This window comes from Prosthecobacter sp., from assembly GCF_044227185.1.
Lineage (GTDB): Bacteria > Verrucomicrobiota > Verrucomicrobiia > Verrucomicrobiales > Verrucomicrobiaceae > Prosthecobacter.
The window spans coordinates 379,813-399,327 of sequence record NZ_JBGAFO010000004.1 but is presented as its reverse complement, the minus strand read 5'-3'; the positions used below and the strand labels follow the sequence as shown (position 1 = coordinate 399,327).

13 protein-coding genes are annotated in these 19,515 nt (G+C 61.7%); all 13 read left to right on the top strand.

The genetic code is table 11. From position 1 onward, the window contains the following. Positions 1-4: 4 nt before the first annotated feature. The 13 genes from ACILSQ_RS12185 to ACILSQ_RS12125 all read left to right on the top strand — a co-directional run bounded on the left by ACILSQ_RS12185 (position 5) and on the right by ACILSQ_RS12125 (position 19,486). Entirely contained in the window at positions 5-2,050 is a 2,046-nt protein-coding gene (locus tag ACILSQ_RS12185) for a hypothetical protein (protein WP_395743906.1), read from the top strand. Continuing rightward, entirely contained in the window at positions 2,047-4,194 is a 2,148-nt protein-coding gene (locus tag ACILSQ_RS12180) for a c-type cytochrome domain-containing protein (protein WP_395743905.1), read from the top strand. Before ACILSQ_RS12185 ends, ACILSQ_RS12180 begins: the two co-directional genes overlap by 4 nt. A 169-nt stretch (positions 4,195-4,363) precedes the next feature. After that, positions 4,364-5,209, top strand: a complete 846-nt coding sequence (locus ACILSQ_RS12175) for an SGNH/GDSL hydrolase family protein (RefSeq protein WP_395743904.1) — start codon at positions 4,364-4,366, stop codon at positions 5,207-5,209. 22 nt (positions 5,210-5,231) lie between these two features. Continuing rightward, positions 5,232-6,839 carry an exo-alpha-sialidase gene (locus tag ACILSQ_RS12170; RefSeq protein ID WP_395743903.1) on the top strand — a complete coding sequence of 536 codons (1,608 nt, stop codon included), beginning with the start codon at positions 5,232-5,234 and terminating at the stop codon, positions 6,837-6,839. Positions 6,840-6,843: 4 nt separating this feature from the next. Further along, positions 6,844-7,599, top strand: coding sequence for a hypothetical protein (locus ACILSQ_RS12165; protein WP_395743902.1), 756 nt, complete (start codon positions 6,844-6,846; stop codon positions 7,597-7,599). 6 nt (positions 7,600-7,605) lie between these two features. Continuing rightward, the gene (locus tag ACILSQ_RS12160) at positions 7,606-8,358 is read left to right on the top strand and encodes a polysaccharide deacetylase family protein (protein ID WP_395743901.1); all 753 of its coding nucleotides are present in this window, start codon (positions 7,606-7,608) and stop codon (positions 8,356-8,358) included. Positions 8,359-8,397: 39 nt separating this feature from the next. Next, positions 8,398-9,255 carry an alpha/beta hydrolase gene (locus tag ACILSQ_RS12155; protein WP_395743900.1) on the top strand — a complete coding sequence of 286 codons (858 nt, stop codon included), beginning with the start codon at positions 8,398-8,400 and terminating at the stop codon, positions 9,253-9,255. Positions 9,256-9,344: 89 nt separating this feature from the next. Continuing rightward, positions 9,345-13,568, top strand: a complete 4,224-nt coding sequence (locus ACILSQ_RS12150) for a PVC-type heme-binding CxxCH protein (protein ID WP_395743899.1) — start codon at positions 9,345-9,347, stop codon at positions 13,566-13,568. A 374-nt stretch (positions 13,569-13,942) separates the two neighbouring features. Then, on the top strand, positions 13,943-15,328 hold the full coding sequence (locus ACILSQ_RS12145) for a neutral/alkaline non-lysosomal ceramidase N-terminal domain-containing protein (RefSeq protein ID WP_395743898.1): 1,386 nt from the start codon (positions 13,943-13,945) through the stop codon (positions 15,326-15,328). A gap of 83 nt (positions 15,329-15,411) precedes the next feature. Next, positions 15,412-16,833 carry a sulfatase gene (locus ACILSQ_RS12140; RefSeq protein ID WP_395743897.1) on the top strand — a complete coding sequence of 474 codons (1,422 nt, stop codon included), beginning with the start codon at positions 15,412-15,414 and terminating at the stop codon, positions 16,831-16,833. A gap of 49 nt (positions 16,834-16,882) precedes the next feature. Further along, a complete protein-coding gene (locus ACILSQ_RS12135) occupies positions 16,883-17,635 on the top strand; it encodes a M14 family metallocarboxypeptidase (protein WP_395743896.1) in 753 nt (250 codons plus the stop codon). Positions 17,636-17,638: 3 nt separating this feature from the next. Then, a complete protein-coding gene (locus ACILSQ_RS12130; RefSeq protein WP_395743895.1) occupies positions 17,639-18,619 on the top strand; it encodes an alpha/beta fold hydrolase in 981 nt (326 codons plus the stop codon). A 6-nt stretch (positions 18,620-18,625) separates the two neighbouring features. Further along, on the top strand, positions 18,626-19,486 hold the full coding sequence (locus ACILSQ_RS12125) for a hypothetical protein (RefSeq protein ID WP_395743894.1): 861 nt from the start codon (positions 18,626-18,628) through the stop codon (positions 19,484-19,486). The last annotated feature ends 29 nt before the right edge of the window (positions 19,487-19,515 follow it).

Sequence of the window (19,515 nt, the reverse complement as noted above, 5' to 3'; positions counted from 1 at the left end):
TATCATGCCCCTCTCCAATTTTCAGTTCTCAGTTTTCAGTTTACAATTTTCAGTCCTGCTGGCCTTCGCCGCCCCGGCATTCTCCCAGGCCACCTTCCCCTCTCCCACACTCACATCGATCTCACCCCTCGGTGCCAAACCCGGCGCCACCCTCGAGCTCACCCTGCGCGGTTCCGATCTCGACGCTCCCCAGTCGGTCCTGCTCAATGACCGCGTCATTCCGGTCAAAAGCATCAAGCCCAACCTCCTCAGCGTCACGCTGCCCGCGGACTTAAAGCCCGCCTTGTACGACTTCCGTTTTCTCGGTCATTACGGCGTCTCCAATCCGCGCGTGTTTGAAGTCAGCACGCTCGATTCCGTGGTCTCCTCGGGGGCAAACGCCAGCCCGGACAAAGCCCTCAAGGTGGCGCTGGGTTCGGTTATTCAGGGTGCCTTCAAATCCAGCTCCCCGCAATGGTTCACCATCGAACTGAAGCAAGGCCAGCATCTCACTGCGACTTTTGACGGCCGTCGTTTCGACACACGTACCGAGCTTCTCGGTACGCTGAGCGATTCCACGGGGCGGGAACTCGCCCGCATGCGCGGCGGTGTTCTCACCTTCACCGCGCCGGCCACCGCCAGCTACAGGCTGCGCTTCAATGAGCTCATGTACCGCGCGGGCGATGACTATGGCTTCTGCATTGCCCTCTCACCCGCGCCGCCACCGGTCATTGCGGCCGGCAAGCCGGGCGCGGTGCGCCCCATCCAGATCGGCCAGACCATTCGTGACACCTTCCTCCCGCATGGTCTGCCACAGGTCTTCGATCTCTCATTCAAGACCGGCGAGAAATTCATCATCGAGGTGCATTCCCACCAGCTTGGCCAGGCCACCGATCCGTATTTGGTGATCGAAAATCTCACCAAGGACGCCGCTGGAAAGGAAGCCCTCAAGCCGCAGGCCGAAGTCGCCGACGCACCCGCCATCACACCCGTGCCGGACATCAATATTCCCAACCGCGATCCCTCCTATCCTTACGAGGCCAAGGCGGACGGAACGTTCCGCATCACCCTCGGCGACAACTTCAACACCACGTTTCCCTTCGAAATCCGCATCCTCAAGGAAGCGCCGAAGCCCGCGCCGCTCATCGCGCTTAATGCCATCCTGCCTGGCGCCAAGACCAAGGGCGCGGAACTCGGCAGCGCCAATGTCCCGCGTGGCGGCATTGCCGCGCTGGAAATCATCGCGCCCAACCGCAACTCATTGAGCGAACCCCTCGAACTCAAGGCTGCGAAGCTCCCAGCGGGTGTCACCTGCCTCGGCGGCTTCATCGGCAAAGGCCAGTCGCTCGGTTACCTCGCCTTCCAGGCCAGTGCCGATGCACCTCCCGGCGCCAGCATTCTCAGCGAAATCCCTCACAGCCGCTTCGTGTGCTTCCCTGTCACGGACGCCGCCAGGGACAACGTTCTCTACCGCACCACCGGCTCCCCCGCGCTCGGTGTCAGCGCTCAGCCCGCCGCCGCATCCGTGCAGACGGAGAAGACCGACATCCTCGAAGTCGCCGCCGATGCCAAGCTTGAAATCGCGCTCAAGATCACCCGCCATGCCGATTTCACCGACGCCCTCAAGCTCAAGGCCCTCGGCCTCATCGACACCGCCAAAGCTCCCGACGCCGATATTCCCGCCAAGGCGAATGCAGGCAAATTCACGCTGGATGTGAAAGCTCTCAAACTCGCCCCCGGCGACTACGGCTTCATTCTGCAGGGCCCAGCGAAGATGAAATTCCGCCGCGGCCTCGAAGAGCTCAGCGCCGCGGAGGCCGATGCAAAAAAAGCCGCGGAAGCGCAAGCCGCTGCCAAAAAGCAGCTCGATGCCGCCAATGCCGACGCCACGCCCAAAAAGGCCGAGCTCGTCAAAACCGCCACCGCCGCGCTTAAAACCGCAGACACTGCCAAAACCACCGCCGACAAACTCGTCAAGGACCTCACGGCCAAGTCCGCCGCCAAGGAGGCCACCTTCGTCGTCTGTTCCAACCCCATCCGCATCCGCGTGAAGGAGCCCGCCAAGAAATGAGATTCATCCTTCCATTCGTCATTCTGCATTCGTCATTCGTCATTGCCGCCAGCCCGGCTCCCATCGACTATGACAAACAGGTCCGTCCGTTCCTGAAGGACAACTGCATCGCCTGCCATAACAAGACCACCACCAAGGGAGGCCTCAACATGGAGACGCCTGAGCTCATGGCCAAAGGCGGCGAAAGCGACAAAGGCATCATCCCCGGCAGAGGCGCGGACAGCGTCATGTATCAGGCTGCCGCGCATACCTGGGATTCCGAAATGCCGCCGAAAGGCAACAAAGTCGGCGCCGTGAATCTCACTCCCGAACAGCTCGCGCTCTTCAAAGCGTGGATCGATCAAGGCGCCAAAGCCTCGGCGAAACAGGAGATCGTCATCGCCTGGGAGCCGCTGCCGCCGGGCCTGCACACCATCTACTCCGTGGCCGTCTCTCCCGCGGGTGACTATGCCGCCGCGGCCCGTGCCAATCAGATCAGCATCTATCATCTGCCCACACAGAGCCTCGCCACCCGCCTCACCGATGAGACGCTGCTCAAATCAGGCCTCTACAAGCAGCCCGGTGTCGCTCACCGCGATCTCGTTCAGTCCCTTGTCTTCAGCCCCGATGGCACGCGCCTCGCCACCGGCAGTTTCCGTGAGGTGAAGCTCTGGAAGCGCAGTGCTCCCGCGGTCCCCGCCTTCGCCCCTTCCGCCAAATTCACCGCCACCCAGGAGGCGGACAATTCCATCAAGCTCACCGAAACCGCCGGTGGCAAGCTCATCGCCCACATCAAGTCCGACCTCGCTGCCGAGCAGACCGCGGCTCAGCACAATGTCGCCGCCGTGCGCGCCGCTCTGGAAGTCACCTATCAAAACGAAGCCATCAAAAAAGCCGAGACCGACGCCACCGAGCAGGGCAACCGCCTGAAGAAGGCCAACGAACTCGCCGACCTCGCGAAAAAGGCGCTCGAAGACAAGAAGAAGGACATCAAGCCGAAGGAAGACGCGAAGGCCGCTGCGGAGAAAGCGGCAAAGGAAATCGCCGATCAGGTCGCCAAGGCTCCGAAGGACAAGCCCGACGAGGCCCTCGCCAAAAAGAACACCGAGGCCCAGGAGAAGGCCACGAAGGCGGCGTCAGACCTCAAGCTCGCGCAGGAGGCTCTCACCCGCGCCGAAGCGGCCATCACCGACACCGCGAATGAAATCAAGCTCGTCACCGAAAACGAAAAGAAGGCGAAGCAGACCGTCGCCGATGCGAAGGCCCGCCTCGAAGTCGTGAAGAAAGCAGCGGAGAAGGCGAATGCAGATCGCGACCTCTTCGCCAAAACGCTCACCACCGGCCTGAAGAAAGCCAGGGCACTCCAGTTCTCCGCGAACGGACTCGAACTCGTCGCCGAGCAGGACAGCGGCCCGCCTCTCGCCTGGAGCACCGTGAACGGCAAACCCATTGTGCCCGGCAGCACCGGCACCACCTGGACTCTCGAGCGCACGCTCGGCACCGGCGATGGCAAATCCCAGATCACCGACCGCGCCAACAGCCTCGCCTTCAGCCCTGATGGCAAAACCCTCGCCATCGGCAGCGGCGAACCCTCCCGCAGCGGCGACATCACCCTGTGGGACATCGCCACCGGCAAACTGACCACGAACTACGCCGAGCGCCATCTCGACAGCGTCTTTGCGCTCGACTTCTCGCCCGATGGCAAACTCCTCGCCTCCGGCGGTGCCGACAAAGCCGTGCGCATCACCGACTTGAGCACCGGCAAGGTCGTGAAAGTTTTCGAAGGCCACACCCATCACGTGCTCGGTGTTTCATGGCGTGCCGATGGCCGCCTGCTGGCCAGCAGCGGTGCGGACAATGTCGTCAAAGTCTGGGACTGGACCACCGGCGACCGCCGCAAGAGCGTCGATGGCTGGGACAAGGAAGTCACCGGCATCCACTACCTTGGCGCTGCAGATCAGATCGCCACCAGCGCGGGCGACACCAAAGTCCGTCTCATCACCAGCGACGGCGGCGAAGTGAAACAGCTCCCCGGTTCCACCGCCTTCCTCCAATCTCTCGCCACCACCAAGTCCGGCGATGTCGTCCTCGGCGGCGATCAGGACGGCAACCTCCGCGCCTGGGATGTCGCCACGGCCAAGGAGATCGCTGTCTTCAAGCCCTGAGTGCAACGCAGGCCTGGGAGCGCGGGATTCATCCCGCTGCACTCCGCTACCTCCCCGGCTCCGCTTGAGTCATGGTGGCCGGCTTCAGTGCACTGAACCGGCAGTCCCTGGAAAGGATGCGTGCAGCACACCGTTTGCCTGCTGTATCTCACATTCACACCCAGTCATCATGCACCGCCTCCTGCCTCTCCTCGCCGTTCTCGCACTTCCTCAATTCTCTCGGGCCGAAATCGCCGTGAAAAACGGCGATAAAATCGCCTTTCTCGGCGATTCCATCACCGCCGGCGGCTGGGGCAACCCCGCCGGATATGTGCGTCTCGTGATGGCCGGTCTGGAAGCCAACGGCATCAAGGCTGAAGCTGTGCCCGCGGGCATTGGAGGTCATAAATCGGATCAAATGCTCGCCCGCCTCGAGAAAGACGTGCTCAGCAAAAAGCCTCAGTGGATGACGCTGAGCTGCGGCGTGAACGATGTCTGGCACGGCCAGCGCGGCGTTCCTCTCGATGATGCCATGGCCAAGGCCGGTACTTACGATGACAAGGTCACCACCCGCGGCACCTACAAAAAGAACATCACCGCCATCATCGATCAGGCACAGGCCGCTGGTGTGAAGCCGGTCATTCTGACGGCCACGGTGATTCAGGAGAACCCCGCCAGCAAAGAAAACGGCCTGCTTGCTCCTTACAATGCCTTCCTCCGTCAGCTCGCGAAGGAAAAGAAAATCCCGCTCGCCGACCTGAACGCCATGTTCCAGGAACGCCTCAAGTCCGAGAACAAGCCCAACGAAAAAGTGCTCACCAGCGATGGCGTCCACATGAACGTGGAGGGCAACAAGCTCATGGCCATCGGCGTGCTTCAGGCCTTTGGCCTCAACACCGCCGAACTCGCCAAAGCCAAGGCCGCCTGGCCTCCGCTGGAGGCCGCCGGAATCGAGGCTGCGAAGAAAGCCGCTGAAGCCCGGGCCAAAGCCGCCGCTGAGAAAGCAAAGCAGAAACAGGACGCCAAGCAGAAGTGACCGGCAGTTCGGTATCTCCATCATGAAATTCCTGATTCTCTCATGCGCTGCGGTGGCACTGAGCAGCCCGCTCTTTGCCGCGGATGACATCACCTGGCTCATCACCTACGAAGGCAAAACTCTGCCCGAGGCTCCCTGGACCACCGTCGGCAAAACGAACGCCAAGGTCGAGGCGGAGGGCCTGCGCATCGCGGACGATGGCAATGAATTCGGACACTTCCGTGCTCCGTGGGCTGCGCATCCTGGGGACGAAATCATCGTGGAGGCCACGGTAAAAACCGGGGCCATCACCGGCTCGCAAAAGAAAAAACCCGCCACCTCGCTCTGGCCCTGGCGCGATGGCGCTCCGGTCATGGTCCAGGTCAGCGATGGCCATCATCAGGAGGGGCTGGTCCTGTTCCCCGCACAGGCCACCAGCTTCACGGACCGCTTCATCCCGATGGACACAGCGAACCGTTTTCACACCTATCGTCTCGTCATTAAAAAGACCGAGATGAGCATGTGGGTGGACGGCGTGCAGAAGATCGTGGGCCAGAATGCCTTCTGGAAACCTGCCGATTCACCCGAGCCCTTCATTCAATTCGGATCCAGCGCCAAAGCCGCCACTGGCGAGGCCGTGTGGTCCTCCGTGAAACTCGGCGTGCGCAAAGCCGCCACACCTCCGCTGCCCGACCCCGTCAAGATCAAGGTCAGCGAGCCATGGCAGATCCCCCGCGAAGACGTGAAGCAGACGCGCCCCTATCTCTATGACATGGGGAAGGGCCTTCTCCTCACCAGCGTCGCTCAGGGACCTGATGCTTTCTACGAGCCCTACGGCCTGCTCAAATCCACCGATGCGGGCAAAAGCTGGACTCCCATCCCCGGCCTCGACCAGATCGACACCACCCCGCTGCCCTGCCTCCGCCGCCCGGATGGCACCATCCTCGGCATCTCGCGCTGGACTCGCACCCAGCCAGACGGCCGCGTCGTGGGCAAGACCGTGCGGCTCAATGCAGACGCCACCAGTTTCACCATGGTGGACAATGAGATCATCCTGCCAAAGCAGTACGCCAATGAATCCAAAAGCGACCAGACCATCTGCGAACGCCACATCTGGAACGATGATGACGGCGGCATCACCATGGTGGTCTGGAGCCGAAAATCGGTGAAACTTCCAACCGGCCGCAACAGCACCGAGCGCTGGTCCCACCTCATGCGCAGCACGGACGAAGGCAAAACATGGACGCATTTCTCTGTCGTGGGTCCCGGCGGCGAGCCGGCCGTCGTGCGCCTCAGCGCCACCGAACAGACCGCCGTCATTCGCGGCGACCGCAATTCACTCATGCGGCAGATGTTCTCTCACGACGGGGGCAAAACTTGGAGCCAGCCCGTTGATCTCGAAGTCGGCAAAGTCCTCCCCGATCTCGTGCTGATGAGCAACGGCGTGCTTGCTTGCAGTTACGGCCGCCCTGCGAGCTGCCTCATGTTCAGCCTGGATGGCGGCAAGACCTGGCCCTCCCATCATGTGATTTCTGAAAGAACCGGCTTCAATTACACCAGCATCCGCGAGATCAGCCCCGGCCGGCTTCTCTATATGCATGATGCGCCCAAGCTCAGCGGCTTCTACATTGACGTGGAACCTGCTCCGTAAATCCATGAAACGTTCTCTCTCGATCCTCCTCGCCTCAGCGCTTCTGCCCCTCACAGCCATGGCCGGCGACGATGCCGCCTGGCTTCGCGAAAAAGGCCAGATGATCTTCCACGACGCCTTTGAGCGCGAAGAAAACGGCAATCTCGCCAAGGCCATCGGCAACGGCTGGAACAGCGCTACGGCCGACCGTGTGCCGCAGATCAAGATGGCAGATCTCGACGGCGGCATCCTGAAAATCGCCAGCGCCACAAAGAAGGCCGGTCATGCCGCCCATATCCATCACGAGGCCGGCTTCACCGATGGCGGAGCGGTCGTGCGCTTCCGCTTCCCCGGTCTCAATCCCGGCGAATCACTCCAGCTTGGCTTTGTGGACCGCGAGCTGAAAGGCGTGCACGCCGGCCACCTCTGCTACGGCATTCTCAGCCAGAGCAGCATCACCCTCATCGACCACAAAACAGGCGTCATGAATCTGGAGGTCAAGAAGAAGCGCGATGACTTCCTGGCCCGCAAAGAAAAGCTGCCTGCCGACCTGGAAGCCCTGCTCAATTCCAAAAAGGTCGTCGTCCCGTGGAAGGCCGACCATGAATGGCACGAGCTCGTCCTCGTCACCGAAGGCGATGAAATGCGCCTCAGTGTGGATGGCAAAGTGCTCGCCAGCCACCATTCGGAAGGCTACGCCCATCCCATGAAGCGCTGGTTCAGCTTCCTTGTGCCCAGCACCGTGTGGATCGACGACGTGAAAATCTGGAAAGTGAAGTGACCTCGCATGAAGCCCGCACATCTCGCCATCGCCGCCCTCCTGCTCACGCTCACTTTCGCCTGGCGCACCACGGCTGTCGAACCCGCTGCGGAGCGCATCGTCGTTCTCACCTTCGATGACTCCGTGGCCAGCCACGCCACCTTCGTCGCGCCTCTGCTGAAAAAGCACGGCTTCGGCGCCACCTTCTTCATCACCGAAGGCTTCGAGTTCCTCGTGGACAAGGAGCACTACATGACCTGGGAGCAGATCAAAGCTCTCGACACAGACGGATTCGAAATCGGCAACCACACCCGCAAGCACGCCGGTGTGGCAAAGCAGAAGCCCGACCAGCTCGCCGCGGATGTGGAGTTCATCGAGCAGCAGTGCGTCAAATACGGCATTCCCAAGCCCGTCAGCTTCTGCTTCCCCGGCTATCAGACCAGCGAACCGGCCGTCAAGCTCCTGCGCGAGCGCGGCTACCAGTTCGCCCGTGCCGGCGGCGCCAGAGCCTACGACCCCGCCACAGACGATCCTCTCACCCTGCCACAAGCCTTTGACGGCAAACCGGATAGCACGCTCGAGCAATTCAAGGCCGCCGTCGCTCAGGCCAAGGACGGCAGGATCGCCGTCATGACCTTCCACGGCGTGCCTGACATCAAGCACCCCTGGGTCAACACCGACCCCGCCAAGTTCGAAGCCTACATGCAGCACCTCAAGGACGAAGGCTGCAAAGTCATCGCCCTGCGCGATGTCGCGAAGTACGTGCCTGCGCGGAAGTAAGCCGGAATGCCAGCGTATTGGTCACAAGTTCTATCAACCATGAAACTCGTCCTCCTCGCCACTCTCGCGTTTGCCGCCACCGCGTTTTCCCAGAACGTGAAATCCAACATTCCCTACATGGAGGATGGCCACGCGCGCCACGTGCTGGATGTTTACTCCCCGCCGAACGCCAAAAATCTTCCGGTCGTCTTCTGGATTCACGGCGGCGGCTGGCAGCAGGGAGACAAATCGGACGTGGCCCTCAAGCCGCAGTGGTTCATGGACAAAGGCTTCGTCTTTCTCGCCATGAACTACCGCCTCCTCCCCGAGGTGGACATGGGCACCCTCACCCGCGATGTCGCCAAGGCCTTCGGCTGGATGGAAAAACACATCGCCGAATACGGTGGCGATCCCAAGCGCGTGCTCGTCGGCGGCCACTCTGCCGGTGCCCAGCTCGCCGCTCTTCTTTGCACCGATGACCGCTATTTGAAAGCCGAAGGCGCGTCCTTCGACTGCCTCATCGGCTGCGTTCCCGTGGACGGCGATACCTACGACGTCCCCGCCATCATCGAAACAGCCGAGACCCGCCTGCGCGTCCACCACCTGCCACCCCGCGTGAACGGCCACCGCGAAAAATTCGGCGGCACTCCCGAGAAGCACATCGACTTCTCCGCCGTCACCCACATCGCCAAAGGCAAGGGCATCCCGCCCTTCCTCATCCTGTACGTGGCCGCACATCCGGACACCGGCGCCCAGGCCGCCCGCCTTGGCAATGCCTTGAAGGAAGCCGGCGTGCCTACCACTGTTTTTGGCGGCAAGGACACCAACCATTCCAAGCTTAACAACGACCTCGGCCTCCCCGATGATCCCGCCACGAAAGCGCTGGATACCTTTGTGAGCAGTGTGCTGAAAAAGTGACCTTCATGTCCGATTCGGCCAAAATCATGTCTGTATCATGCTGAGGCCGGTGGTTGTATAAGCAGGTTGCCAACCCTGCTCCGACCGCCATGAAACTTCTCTGCGCCCTCCTGCTGGCAGCACCGCTGCTTCACGCTGAATCGATCTTCGACGGCAAGACGCTCTCGCACTGGTCTGGCAAGGCCGAGCACTGGCGTGTGGAAGACGGCGCCATCACCGGTGAAATTCCCGCGAACCAGCAGCTCAAAGGCAATGAGTGGATCTTCTGGGATGGCGAGGTACACGACTTCGATCTCACCGTCGAGTTCCGCATCACCGGCGGCCCCAGTGCCAATTCCGGCATTCAGTACCGCTGCCAGCAAAGCCCGGACGGCCACGCCAGCGGCTATCAGGCCGATCTCGATCAAGGCGCCGTCTGGCTCGGCCGCATCTACGATGAGCACGGCCGTGCGCTTCTCGTCGAGCGCGGTTCACGCGTGAGCATCGCACCCGATGGCCGCCGATGGGCCGATGTCTTCGCTGAGCCGAAGAGCCTCGCCAGCGTCATCAAGGCAAACGACTGGAACAAGTACCAGATCACCGCCACCGCATCGCACGTCGAGGTTCGCGTGAACGACATCCTCATGAGCGTGCTCGATGACCACGAAGCCAAAGCCGCCGAATGGAGCGGCAAGATCGCCTTCCAGCTCCACAGCGGCCCCGGGCCTGCAAAAATTCAATTCCGCAACATCCAGCTCACCCACCTCGGCAAAACCGCCATGCCGCAGCGCAGTACCGCGGGCATTCCTGCCCGCAGTCCCATCACTGCCGACGTCCCCTCCATCTCACCGCCCGCCGAGCTCAATCTCGGCTTCGAAACCGGCACCCTCTCCGGCTGGAAAGCCGAAGGGGATGCCTGGGACAAGCAGCCCATCGAAGGCGACACCGTCGCCACCCGCAAACGCGGCAACTCCCAGCACGCCGGCAAATTCTGGCTCGGCGGCTACGAGCGCCTCGGCGACAAAGGCACCGGCACTCTCACCTCCACCAGCTTTGTTGCGTCTCATCCTTGGGCCAGCTTCCTCATCGGCGCAGCCGCCGATGCGAAGACCGTCGCCGGCAAACGCATCTTCATCCGCATCATCGACCAGTCCAAGGCCGGCTGGGGCCACGTGAACTTCGACGACTTCGTCTTCCACGATCAAAAGCCCACCTTCGCCATCGCAGCTCCGAGCATCAGCGCAGACCGCTCCAAGCGTGGCGATGAAAGCCCCGTCCTCTGGCACCTCCTGCCCAATCCCGCCAAACCCACCAGCATCAAAGACGAAGCTGCCCAAAAACTCGTTGCTGGTATGAAATTGCAGGACGGCTTCCAGGTCGAGCTCATCGCCGCCGAGCCGGACGTACGCCAGCCCATCGCCTTCTGCTTCGATGAGCGTGGCCGCATGTGGGTGGCTGAGGCCTTCAGCTACCCCAATCGCCAGCCCGAAGGGCAGGGGAAGGACCGCATCAGCATCTTCGAAGACAGCGATGGCAATGGGTCCTTCGAAACCAAGAAAATCTTCTGCGAAGGCCTGAACCTCGTCAGCGGCATCGAAGTCGGCTTCGGCGGCGTCTGGATCGGCGCAGCTCCTTATCTGCTCTTCATCCCCCGAGACGGCGACAAGCCCCTCCCCAGTACCCGGGCCATTCCTGGCCCGAGTAACGCAGGAACCCTTCCCATCGCACAAGTCCCCGGCCTCAACTTCACCGCCCACATCCTCCTCGACGGCTGGGGCTACCAGGACACCCACGAAACCCTCAACAGTTTCACCTGGGGCCCCGACGGGTGGCTCTACGGCAATCAGGGCGTCTTCACCCAGTCACTCATCGGCAAGCCCGGCACGCCCGATGACCAGCGCATCCCTATGAACGCCGGCGTCTGGCGCTACCACCCCGTTCGCCATGTCTTCGAAATCTTCTGCCACGGCGGCAGCAATCAGTGGGGCCTCGACTACAACAGCAACGGCCACTTCTTCATGACCCACTGCCGCAGCTTCTGGGGCAAAGGCGGCACCACAAACGCCATCCGCAACGGCCACTTCTGGAATCAGGCGAACAGCAAATACGCCCCCTTCATCTCCGCCACCGCGCCCGACTTCGCCCCCGATCTGCAAAACTTCCTCCCCGCCTCCGCCCGTTACGACAGCGGCGAAGGCGGCGCAGGCAAGCCCGGCACCACCGCCGTCTATGGCGGCCACTCCCACGTCGGTACCCTGATCTACAACGGCGACAACTGGCCCGCCATCTACCGCGACCACCTCTTCACGCACAACCTCCACGGCCATCAGATCAATCAGCAGCACATGGTCCGCACCGGCAGCGGTTACGAAACCTTCCACGCCGGTTACGACCTCCTCTACAGCCCCGCTCCCGACTACATCCCCGTCGATCTCCAGACCGGCCCCGATGGTGCCGTCTATGTCATCGACTGGACCGACACCCAGCACTGCCACAACCCCGAAGACGAAAAATGGGACCGCACCAACGGCCGCATCTATCGCATCTCATGGAAAGAGACTTACAAGCCGGTGAAGGTGGATTTGACGGGGCTGGAGTGGCTTGCCGGAGCGTTTAGGGACGGTTCTGTGGTGTCAGGGCGGAATATCTTCGAACCTGAGGCTCCAACTTCCAAAATCGATGCAGAGTGGGCCGCGCGGATGGGGCGAAAGATGATTCGGGAGATGGCAAGCAACCCAACAGAGCCACAAAGACAATTCCTTGGCCGATACTTCACACTGAATGACTCTCCTTCACACCCCGACCGCGACCGTAAGCTGAGCATGCTTTGGATCGCGCCTGCTATCTACAATCCTACGATCTTCACTACTGAAGGTTTAACTCGTCTGGAAGAGCACTTTGCAAAAAAACTGACGGACAAAGACGACGTTATCCGCTCCTGGGCCATCCAGCTCGCCACCGAAGAACCCGGCAAGCCCAAGCTCAGCGCCGCCACCCTCCTCAAGCTCGCCCAGACCGACCCCTCACCCACCGTCCGCCTCGCCCTCGCTTCAGCACTGCCAAATCTCGACACCAAAACCGTCTGGGAAGTCGCCTCCGCCCTCGCCATGCACGGCGAAGACAAAGACGACCGCTTCCTCCCCAAGATGATCTGGTTCGGCCTCGGCCGCATCATTGCCGAAGACTGGCCCCGCGGCCTCGCCCTCGCCGCCAAAACACCTCTCCCATCTCTCGCCGATTCCATCCGCTGGTTCGCCTCCACGACTCCCGCAGGCCGCGATGCTCTCATCCCCACCATCCATACCGAGCGCGATCTCAAAATCCTCGCCTTCGGCATGAAGGACGAAGCCAAAGCCGCCATGCCCAAAGCCTGGCCGCAACTGCAAACCAAATTCCCCGGCGCTACTTCCGATCAGCTCTCCGCCCTCTTCGGCGACAAAGCCGTGCTCGCCAAAATGCGCGGCATCCTCGCCGATGACTCTCAGCCACTGCCCCAGCGCCGCACCGCCTTCGATCTCCTCAAGCGCGTCAACGACACCGAAGCCACACCCATCTTCGCCAAACTCCTCGATCAGCCCGCCTTCACCAGCACCGTCATCCCTCTTCTCTCTCGCTCCAGCGATCCCGCCACGGCCACAGCGCTCATGAGCCGCTTCTCCAAACTCAACGACACCGACCGCAGCGCCGCCCTCGGCACCCTCACCAGCCGCGCCGAACTCGCCCTGCCGCTGCTCACCGCCGTCAAATCAGGCACCTTCGAAAAGAAATATCTGAGCTCCCTGCAAATCCGCCAGATGCGCAATCTGAACAACGCCGAGATCAACACCCTGCTCGATGCCACCTGGGGCAAGGTAAACGATTCCAGCGAAGCCGCCAAAGCCAGCATCGCCAAATTCAAGAAAGCCTATCAATCCGCCCCACTCTGGGCATTCAATGCCAGGTCAGGCGAAGAAACCTTCAAGCAAGTCTGCGCCGTCTGCCACGCCATGGGCGGCGTCGGCGGCAAGCTCGGCCCCGACCTCGCCGGATCCTGGCGCAACGGCCTCGACTACTTCCTCGAGAACATCATCGACCCCAATGCCGTTGTGGGCGACAACTTCCAGCTCCACGTCCTCACAAAGAAAGACGGCAGCGTTATCTCCGGCGTCATTGAGCAGGAGACAAACACCGCCATCACCGCCCGCACAGTCACGGAATCGGTCATCATCTCCAAGGCCGATCTCAAAGACCGCCAGAAAATGCCCGTCTCCCTCATGCCCCCCGGCCTCCTCGAATCCCTCCCCGAGCGCAAAGCCCTGGAGCTGCTCAAGTATCTGTTGAGCAAGCGCGAGTAATCGTTCAGCCAAGGTTCTCCGTCGTCAGAAGCGAAACCCAGTCATGAATGGCACTTGGTTAAGGCAGGTTTTCGCGCCTGTTTCACATGTCCACGAGCAGTGGTAATCACACCTGGTCCCGGCACACATCAGCACCAAAGGTGCGGCCTATCGCAGCCCAGGGCAAGCGAGCCTGAGCGAGCACCGCCCTGGGTTACTGCACCACCAATCCGGGCAGCAAATCCATCGTCTTCTTCCCACACCGTGCCCTCCAGCAGCGTTTTCAGCGCTGCTCCGCCGCAGACGGCGTCCGCAGGCTCCCATAATCCTCGATCCCTGTCATTCCAAACATCAGCTTGGCATATCCGCTTTGCTTGATGCGTATGATTCCGATCATGAAGCCCGTTTTCCCGATCCTTGCCTTCGCTTTCGCCTTTGTTCTTCAGACCTCAGCACAGACGCCCGAATGGAAAGCAGCGGCCGCCAAAACGGTGATAACTCCGACAGAGCCGATGTATCTCGCCGGTTTCGCAAACCGTGAGGTTCCCGCAGAGGGAACGGCGATGGAGCTGCACGCAAAGGCGCTGGCGCTTCAGGATGCGCAGGGGGAACGCTTCGTGATGGTCACGCTCGATCTAGTTGAGGTGACAGCTCAGCTTCGCGATGCAGTGGCGGAGGCCGCGAAGACAAAGTTTGGCCTGCCGGAGAAAGCGCTGCTGTTGAACTGCTCGCATACGCATTGTGGCCCGGAACTGCGCTACACCGAGCTCGAATTCATGAGCTTCACCGATCCGCTTCGGAAGGAGCGCTGCCTGCGCTACAACGCATGGCTGAGGGACAGGATCGTCGCCGCCATCGGCGAGTCATTGCAGCACCTTGAGCCAGCCACGATCAGTTACGGCCATGCACGTTGCGGCTTCGCCATGAACCGCAGGCTGAAGAGCGACAAGCCCGCCGGAGATCCCTACTTGAACAGCCCAAATCCCGAGGGCGTGGTGGATCACGATGTGCCCGTGCTTACGGTTCAAACCACGGCAGGCAGGCTGAGCGCCATCGTGTTTGGCTACGCCTGCCACAACACATCCATGAGCATCAAGCAATGGCACGGTGACTATGCAGGTCATGCGCAGCAGTTGATCGAGGAGGCGCATCCAGGCACCATCGCATTGTTCATGATGGGCTGCGGGGGTGATCAAAACGCGTATCCACGTTTCAGTCCCATCTTCAGCCTGCGCCACGGCCAAAGCCTCGCCACGGCGGTGGAGGCGGCGCTGGATGCGAAGCCAAAACCGCTGCATGGCCCGCTTCGCATTGACTGGCAGACCACACGACTCGACTACCAGTCCATTCCCACGGCAGACCAGATCGAAAAACGGCTGAGCACAGGTGAAGGCTATGAAAAAAGCTACGAGGTCTATCAGCGCAAGTGGGATGAAAAGCGGTTGTATGCCACCAAGAACGGCGGACTCCGCGACCACTACGACTACCCGCTTCAGGTGGTGCATTTCGGTCATGACCTGACCTTCGTGGCTCTCAGCGGTGAGACGTGTGTGGACTACTCGCTGCGCCTGAAGCGCGAGTTCAAAGGGCCGGGAGCATTGTGGGTCGCAGGCTACAGCAACGACATCCTCGCCTACATTCCGAGCAGACGCGTGCTGCTGGAGGGGGGCTATGAGGCCTTTCGTTCGCTCATGTACTGGTCCAACCCGCTGCATCCGGACAAGTTCGCGGATACACTTGAGGAGCGCATCATCTCCACGGCGCAGAAAATGATGCAATAAAGGTTCGCCTGTAGCGTGATGAGCCGGAGCCTGATGCAAATACGTTCTTGCGTCAGTGGGGCATTCTTAGTCATGCTGTGAGCATGATCCGTCTCCTCGCATTTCTCAGTCTTGCTTTCGCCATCTCCCTCCACGCTCAGGAAAAGCGCCCCAACATCCTCTGGCTCATCGCCGAGGACTTCGGGCCGGATCTCGGCTGCTACGGCGCCAAGGAGGTTTCCTCTCCGGTGCTTGATGCCCTCGCCGCCAAAGGCATGCGCTTCACCCGCTACTACACCACCGCGCCCGTCTGCTCCGCCAGCCGCTCCGCTTTCAATACCGGCATGTATCAGACCACCATCGGCGCGCACAATCACCGCTCCCATCGCGATGACGGCTACACCCTTCCGGCAGGCGTGAAAGTCATCAGCGAGCGCATGCGCGACGCCGGTTACTTCACCGCAAACGTCAGGGACCTGCCACCCGAGGCTGGCTTCAAAGGCACCGGCAAGACCGACTGGAATTTCAAAGAACCCGCCAGGCCCTTCGACTCCGCCAACTGGGACGACCTGAAACAGCACCAGCCCTTCTACGCCCAGCTCAATTTCCAGGAAACCCACCGCACCTTCCACGCTCCCCCTCATGCCGATCCTGCCAAAGTTGAAATTCCCCCCTATTACCCGGACCATGAAGTCACCCGCAAAGACATGGCGCAGTATCTCGACGCCGCCACGGAGCTTGATCGCAAAATCGCCAAGGTCATGGAGCTTCTGAAACGTGACGGCCTCATGGAAAACACCGTCATCTGCTTCATGGGTGACCACGGCGCCGCGCACGTCCGCGCCAAACAATTCTGCTACGAAGAAGGCCTGCACACACCGCTCATCATGCACTGGCCCTCCGCCATCCCCGCTCCTGCCGGCTACGAAGCCGGAAAAGTCAGCGACCGCCTTCTCATGTCCATCGACCTCACCGCCACCACCCTCTCATGGGCCGGCATTGCCAAGCCCCAGGGCATGCAGGGCCAGGTCTTCATGGGCGCCCATGCCGAGCCGCCGCGCGAGTATGTGTTTGGCGCGCGTGACCGCTGCGACATGACCGTCTTCCGCTTCCGCACCGTGCGCGATGCCCGCTACCGCTACATCCACAATTTCACCCCGGACCGCCCCTTCCTCCAGCACAACGCCTACAAGGAGAAGCAGTACCCCGTGTGGAATCTCATCAAGGAACTCGCCGCGCAGGACAAGCTCACCCCCGCCCAGGCCGTGCTCGCCGCACCCACCATGCCGGAGGAAGAACTCTACGATCTTCAGGAAGACCCCTTTGAGATCCACAACCTCGGAAAATCAAACAACCCCGAGCACCGCGCCGCGCGCGAGCGCCTCAGCTCGGTGTTGGATGCCTGGATCGAGCAGACGAATGACCAGGGTCGCATTCCCGAGCCCGAAGACGTCGCCAAGAATGAAGGCCGCACAAAGCCGGCTCCTCCCGCAAAGCAGGGAAAGGCGAAGAAGAAAAAGGCATGAATGACGAATTCAGAATGACGAATGGGCGGCCCCGGCCATTCTCCCGCGCGTGAAGCTGCTCCCCACTCATCGTGCGCATGACGCACAGCATCTCATCCAGCGCTGGCGCATGCTCGCACGTGCCGCCGGTTGTCGGGCCACGGTCCTGTGCGAGGTGGCAGGCATGCCAGTGCTCGCGCTGGAATCCGCCGCCGCAAAGGCTGGCGAGCCCGCCGTCTATCTCTCCAGCGGCGTGCATGGAGATGAGGCGGCCGCGGCCTGGGGCCTGCTCACCTGGGCGGAAAAGCACCTGAAGGACCTCAGGCGCGGATCTTTTCTGATCGCCCCCTGCCTCAATCCCGCGGGGCTTGTCCTCAACACACGGCTCGATCACCGCGGCCTCGACATCAACCGCCGCTTCCACGATTCATCCGATGAAATCTGCGGCCCCTGGCAGCAGTGGATCACCGGCCGTGCGATGCGCTTCGGCCTCTGCCTTCATGAAGACTACGACGGCCAGGGCATCTACCTCTATGAGCTCAATCACGCGCGGAAGACCCAGGGGCATGAAATCATCGGGCGCTGCGCCCCCACCATCGCGCCAGATCCGCGTACAAACATCGACGGCCAGCGGGCGCGCGGCGGCGTCATTCGCCGCCGCACCCTGCCCACGCACCTTCCCGGCATGCCGGAGGCCATCGAGCTTCACGTGCGCGGCTGCCCCGTCACCCTCACGTTTGAGTCCCCCTCGGAGTTCGCCCTCGACACTCGCGTGCGCGTGCAGGTGAAGTTTGTGGAGTCCGCGCTGGCCGTTCTCCCTTGACCCATGACCGCACCATTTCTCCAGCGCCTGCTCATGCTCACGGTCGTCATTGTCCTGAGCAGCTGCGCTTCCGTGAAAAAAATCACCGGCGGCCCCGCCGCGCTGCGCACCGATGAATGGGTGAGCAACGATGGCAAGACCATGCCCTGCAAATCATGGCCGGTTCCTGCCGGCGTGAAACCGCGCGCCATCATCATCGCGGTGCATGGCCTCAGCGGCGCGAAGTCAGATTTCTGGTATCTGGGCGAGCAGCTCCCCCCGCATGGCTACACCGTCTATGCCTACGATCTGCGCGGGCAGGGGAATGACCCCGTCGTCTCCGAGCGTGGCGACATCAAAAATGCCACCGCCTGGCAGCGCGATCTCGCCACCTTTCACGCTTTGGTGAAACGCAGGCACCCCCGTACACCCGTGTTCTGGTACGGCGAGAGCCTCGGCAGCCTCATCTCCCTGCACACCGCCGCGGACCTCCTTGGAAACCGCGCTGATCCCGCTGGCATCATCATGGCCTCCCCCGTCGCCGGCCTGCGCAAGACCATCAGCGGCTTCCAGCGCTTTCTCCTCGAAACCGCCGCCAGGCTCTCTCCGCGCACACGCTACACTCTCGGCGAGCTCGCCGGCGTGGACGAGAAAAAAATCCAGGTCACCTCCCACTCCACGCACGGCGGCCAGATGGCCGTCACTCCCCACCACGTCAGCTCTTTTTCCCTGCGCCTTCTGTCCACCATCGGCGGCATGCTGGATGGAAACACGGATTCCGCGCATCATTTGAAAATGCCCGTCCTCTTTGTGGCCTCGCCCAATGATGTGCTCTCCTCCGCCGATCAAATCCAGTCCCTCTTCGCCGAGATCCGCAGCCGCGACAAAAAGCTCCTCTGGTACACCCGTTCCTATCATCTGCTGCTGCACGATGTGCAGCGCGAGGAAGTGGTGAAGGACGTCACAGGCTGGCTGGACCTCCACACAGCCACCACCCGCCGCTGACCCGCCATGACTCTCGATCACGCCATCCATGAGGCCCTCACCCGCAGTGAGCTCCCGCTCAAAGCCACGGAGATCACCAGGCTCATCAGGCCGCAGTTCGGTCGTGCCGCTACGCCCAAGGCCGTTGCCGCAGCACTGGATCAGTTGACAGCCGCCGGCACCCTGCACCGCATTCCCGGCGCACACCCGTTCTTCACGCCACACAGCTCCGAGGCGGCTGCCACAGCCCTCTTGAAAAACGCGGTCCATTCCGCCAAAAAAGAGCAGCCCGCCGCAAAGCTGAAAGCAAAGCTCCCCTCCGCGCTGCATCCTCATTTTGAGCCGGCCCTGGCCGGAGTCGTCGCCCAGGGTGCCGCCTTCGTGCTTCCCGGCACCAGGCGTCTCGTCTTCTCCCGCCGGCCCCTGCCTTCAGCACTTCTCAGCATCGCCCAGCGCCGTGCTTTGAAAAAGACGCTCGACGCAGTCAACAGCCTCCGCTCCCAGCCCGCCACCCTGGAAGACCTCCTCGCCTGGCTGGATGCCTCCGCTCCTGCCCAGCCGCTACCGTCACCACCACCGGCGGAGTCCGCCCTCGCTCCTCCCGGCGAGGCCGAGCTGCGCGCCTGGTATGACCTCGACCGCGCCCGCTCCTCCACCATGATGATCCCCATCCCCCGCACCTTCTCCCACTATCAGGCCTGGGCGGCGGAACGCGGCACAGTGGCTGATAGTCAGGTTTTACGAAGTTTGCTTGAGATGCTTTACAACAATGGCCACCTCCTGTTAGAACCTTGTGAAAGGCCGCAAGATCTCCCGGAACATGAACGCGCCCTGCTTGTTCCGATGTCTCTCGGTCCTCCCGGTTATTCCTGGTGCTGGATTTCCTGATCCCGCTCCGTTTTTTCCAGCCTCCCGAA

What these genes read in the sequence shown, in the direction of transcription:
- ACILSQ_RS12185 (WP_395743906.1), top strand. Translation starts at nt 5, where the DNA reads ATGCCCCTCTCCAATTTTCAGTTCTCAGTTTTCAGTTTACAATTTTCA.
- ACILSQ_RS12145 (WP_395743898.1), top strand. Translation starts at nt 13,943, where the DNA reads ATGAAGCCCGTTTTCCCGATCCTTGCCTTCGCTTTCGCCTTTGTTCTT.
- ACILSQ_RS12140 (WP_395743897.1), top strand. Translation starts at nt 15,412, where the DNA reads ATGATCCGTCTCCTCGCATTTCTCAGTCTTGCTTTCGCCATCTCCCTC.
- ACILSQ_RS12160 (WP_395743901.1), top strand. Translation starts at nt 7,606, where the DNA reads ATGAAGCCCGCACATCTCGCCATCGCCGCCCTCCTGCTCACGCTCACT.
- ACILSQ_RS12150 (WP_395743899.1), top strand. Translation starts at nt 9,345, where the DNA reads ATGAAACTTCTCTGCGCCCTCCTGCTGGCAGCACCGCTGCTTCACGCT.
- ACILSQ_RS12180 (WP_395743905.1), top strand. Translation starts at nt 2,047, where the DNA reads ATGAGATTCATCCTTCCATTCGTCATTCTGCATTCGTCATTCGTCATT.
- ACILSQ_RS12175 (WP_395743904.1), top strand. Translation starts at nt 4,364, where the DNA reads ATGCACCGCCTCCTGCCTCTCCTCGCCGTTCTCGCACTTCCTCAATTC.
- ACILSQ_RS12165 (WP_395743902.1), top strand. Translation starts at nt 6,844, where the DNA reads ATGAAACGTTCTCTCTCGATCCTCCTCGCCTCAGCGCTTCTGCCCCTC.
- ACILSQ_RS12170 (WP_395743903.1), top strand. Translation starts at nt 5,232, where the DNA reads ATGAAATTCCTGATTCTCTCATGCGCTGCGGTGGCACTGAGCAGCCCG.
- ACILSQ_RS12130 (WP_395743895.1), top strand. Translation starts at nt 17,639, where the DNA reads ATGACCGCACCATTTCTCCAGCGCCTGCTCATGCTCACGGTCGTCATT.
- ACILSQ_RS12155 (WP_395743900.1), top strand. Translation starts at nt 8,398, where the DNA reads ATGAAACTCGTCCTCCTCGCCACTCTCGCGTTTGCCGCCACCGCGTTT.
- ACILSQ_RS12125 (WP_395743894.1), top strand. Translation starts at nt 18,626, where the DNA reads ATGACTCTCGATCACGCCATCCATGAGGCCCTCACCCGCAGTGAGCTC.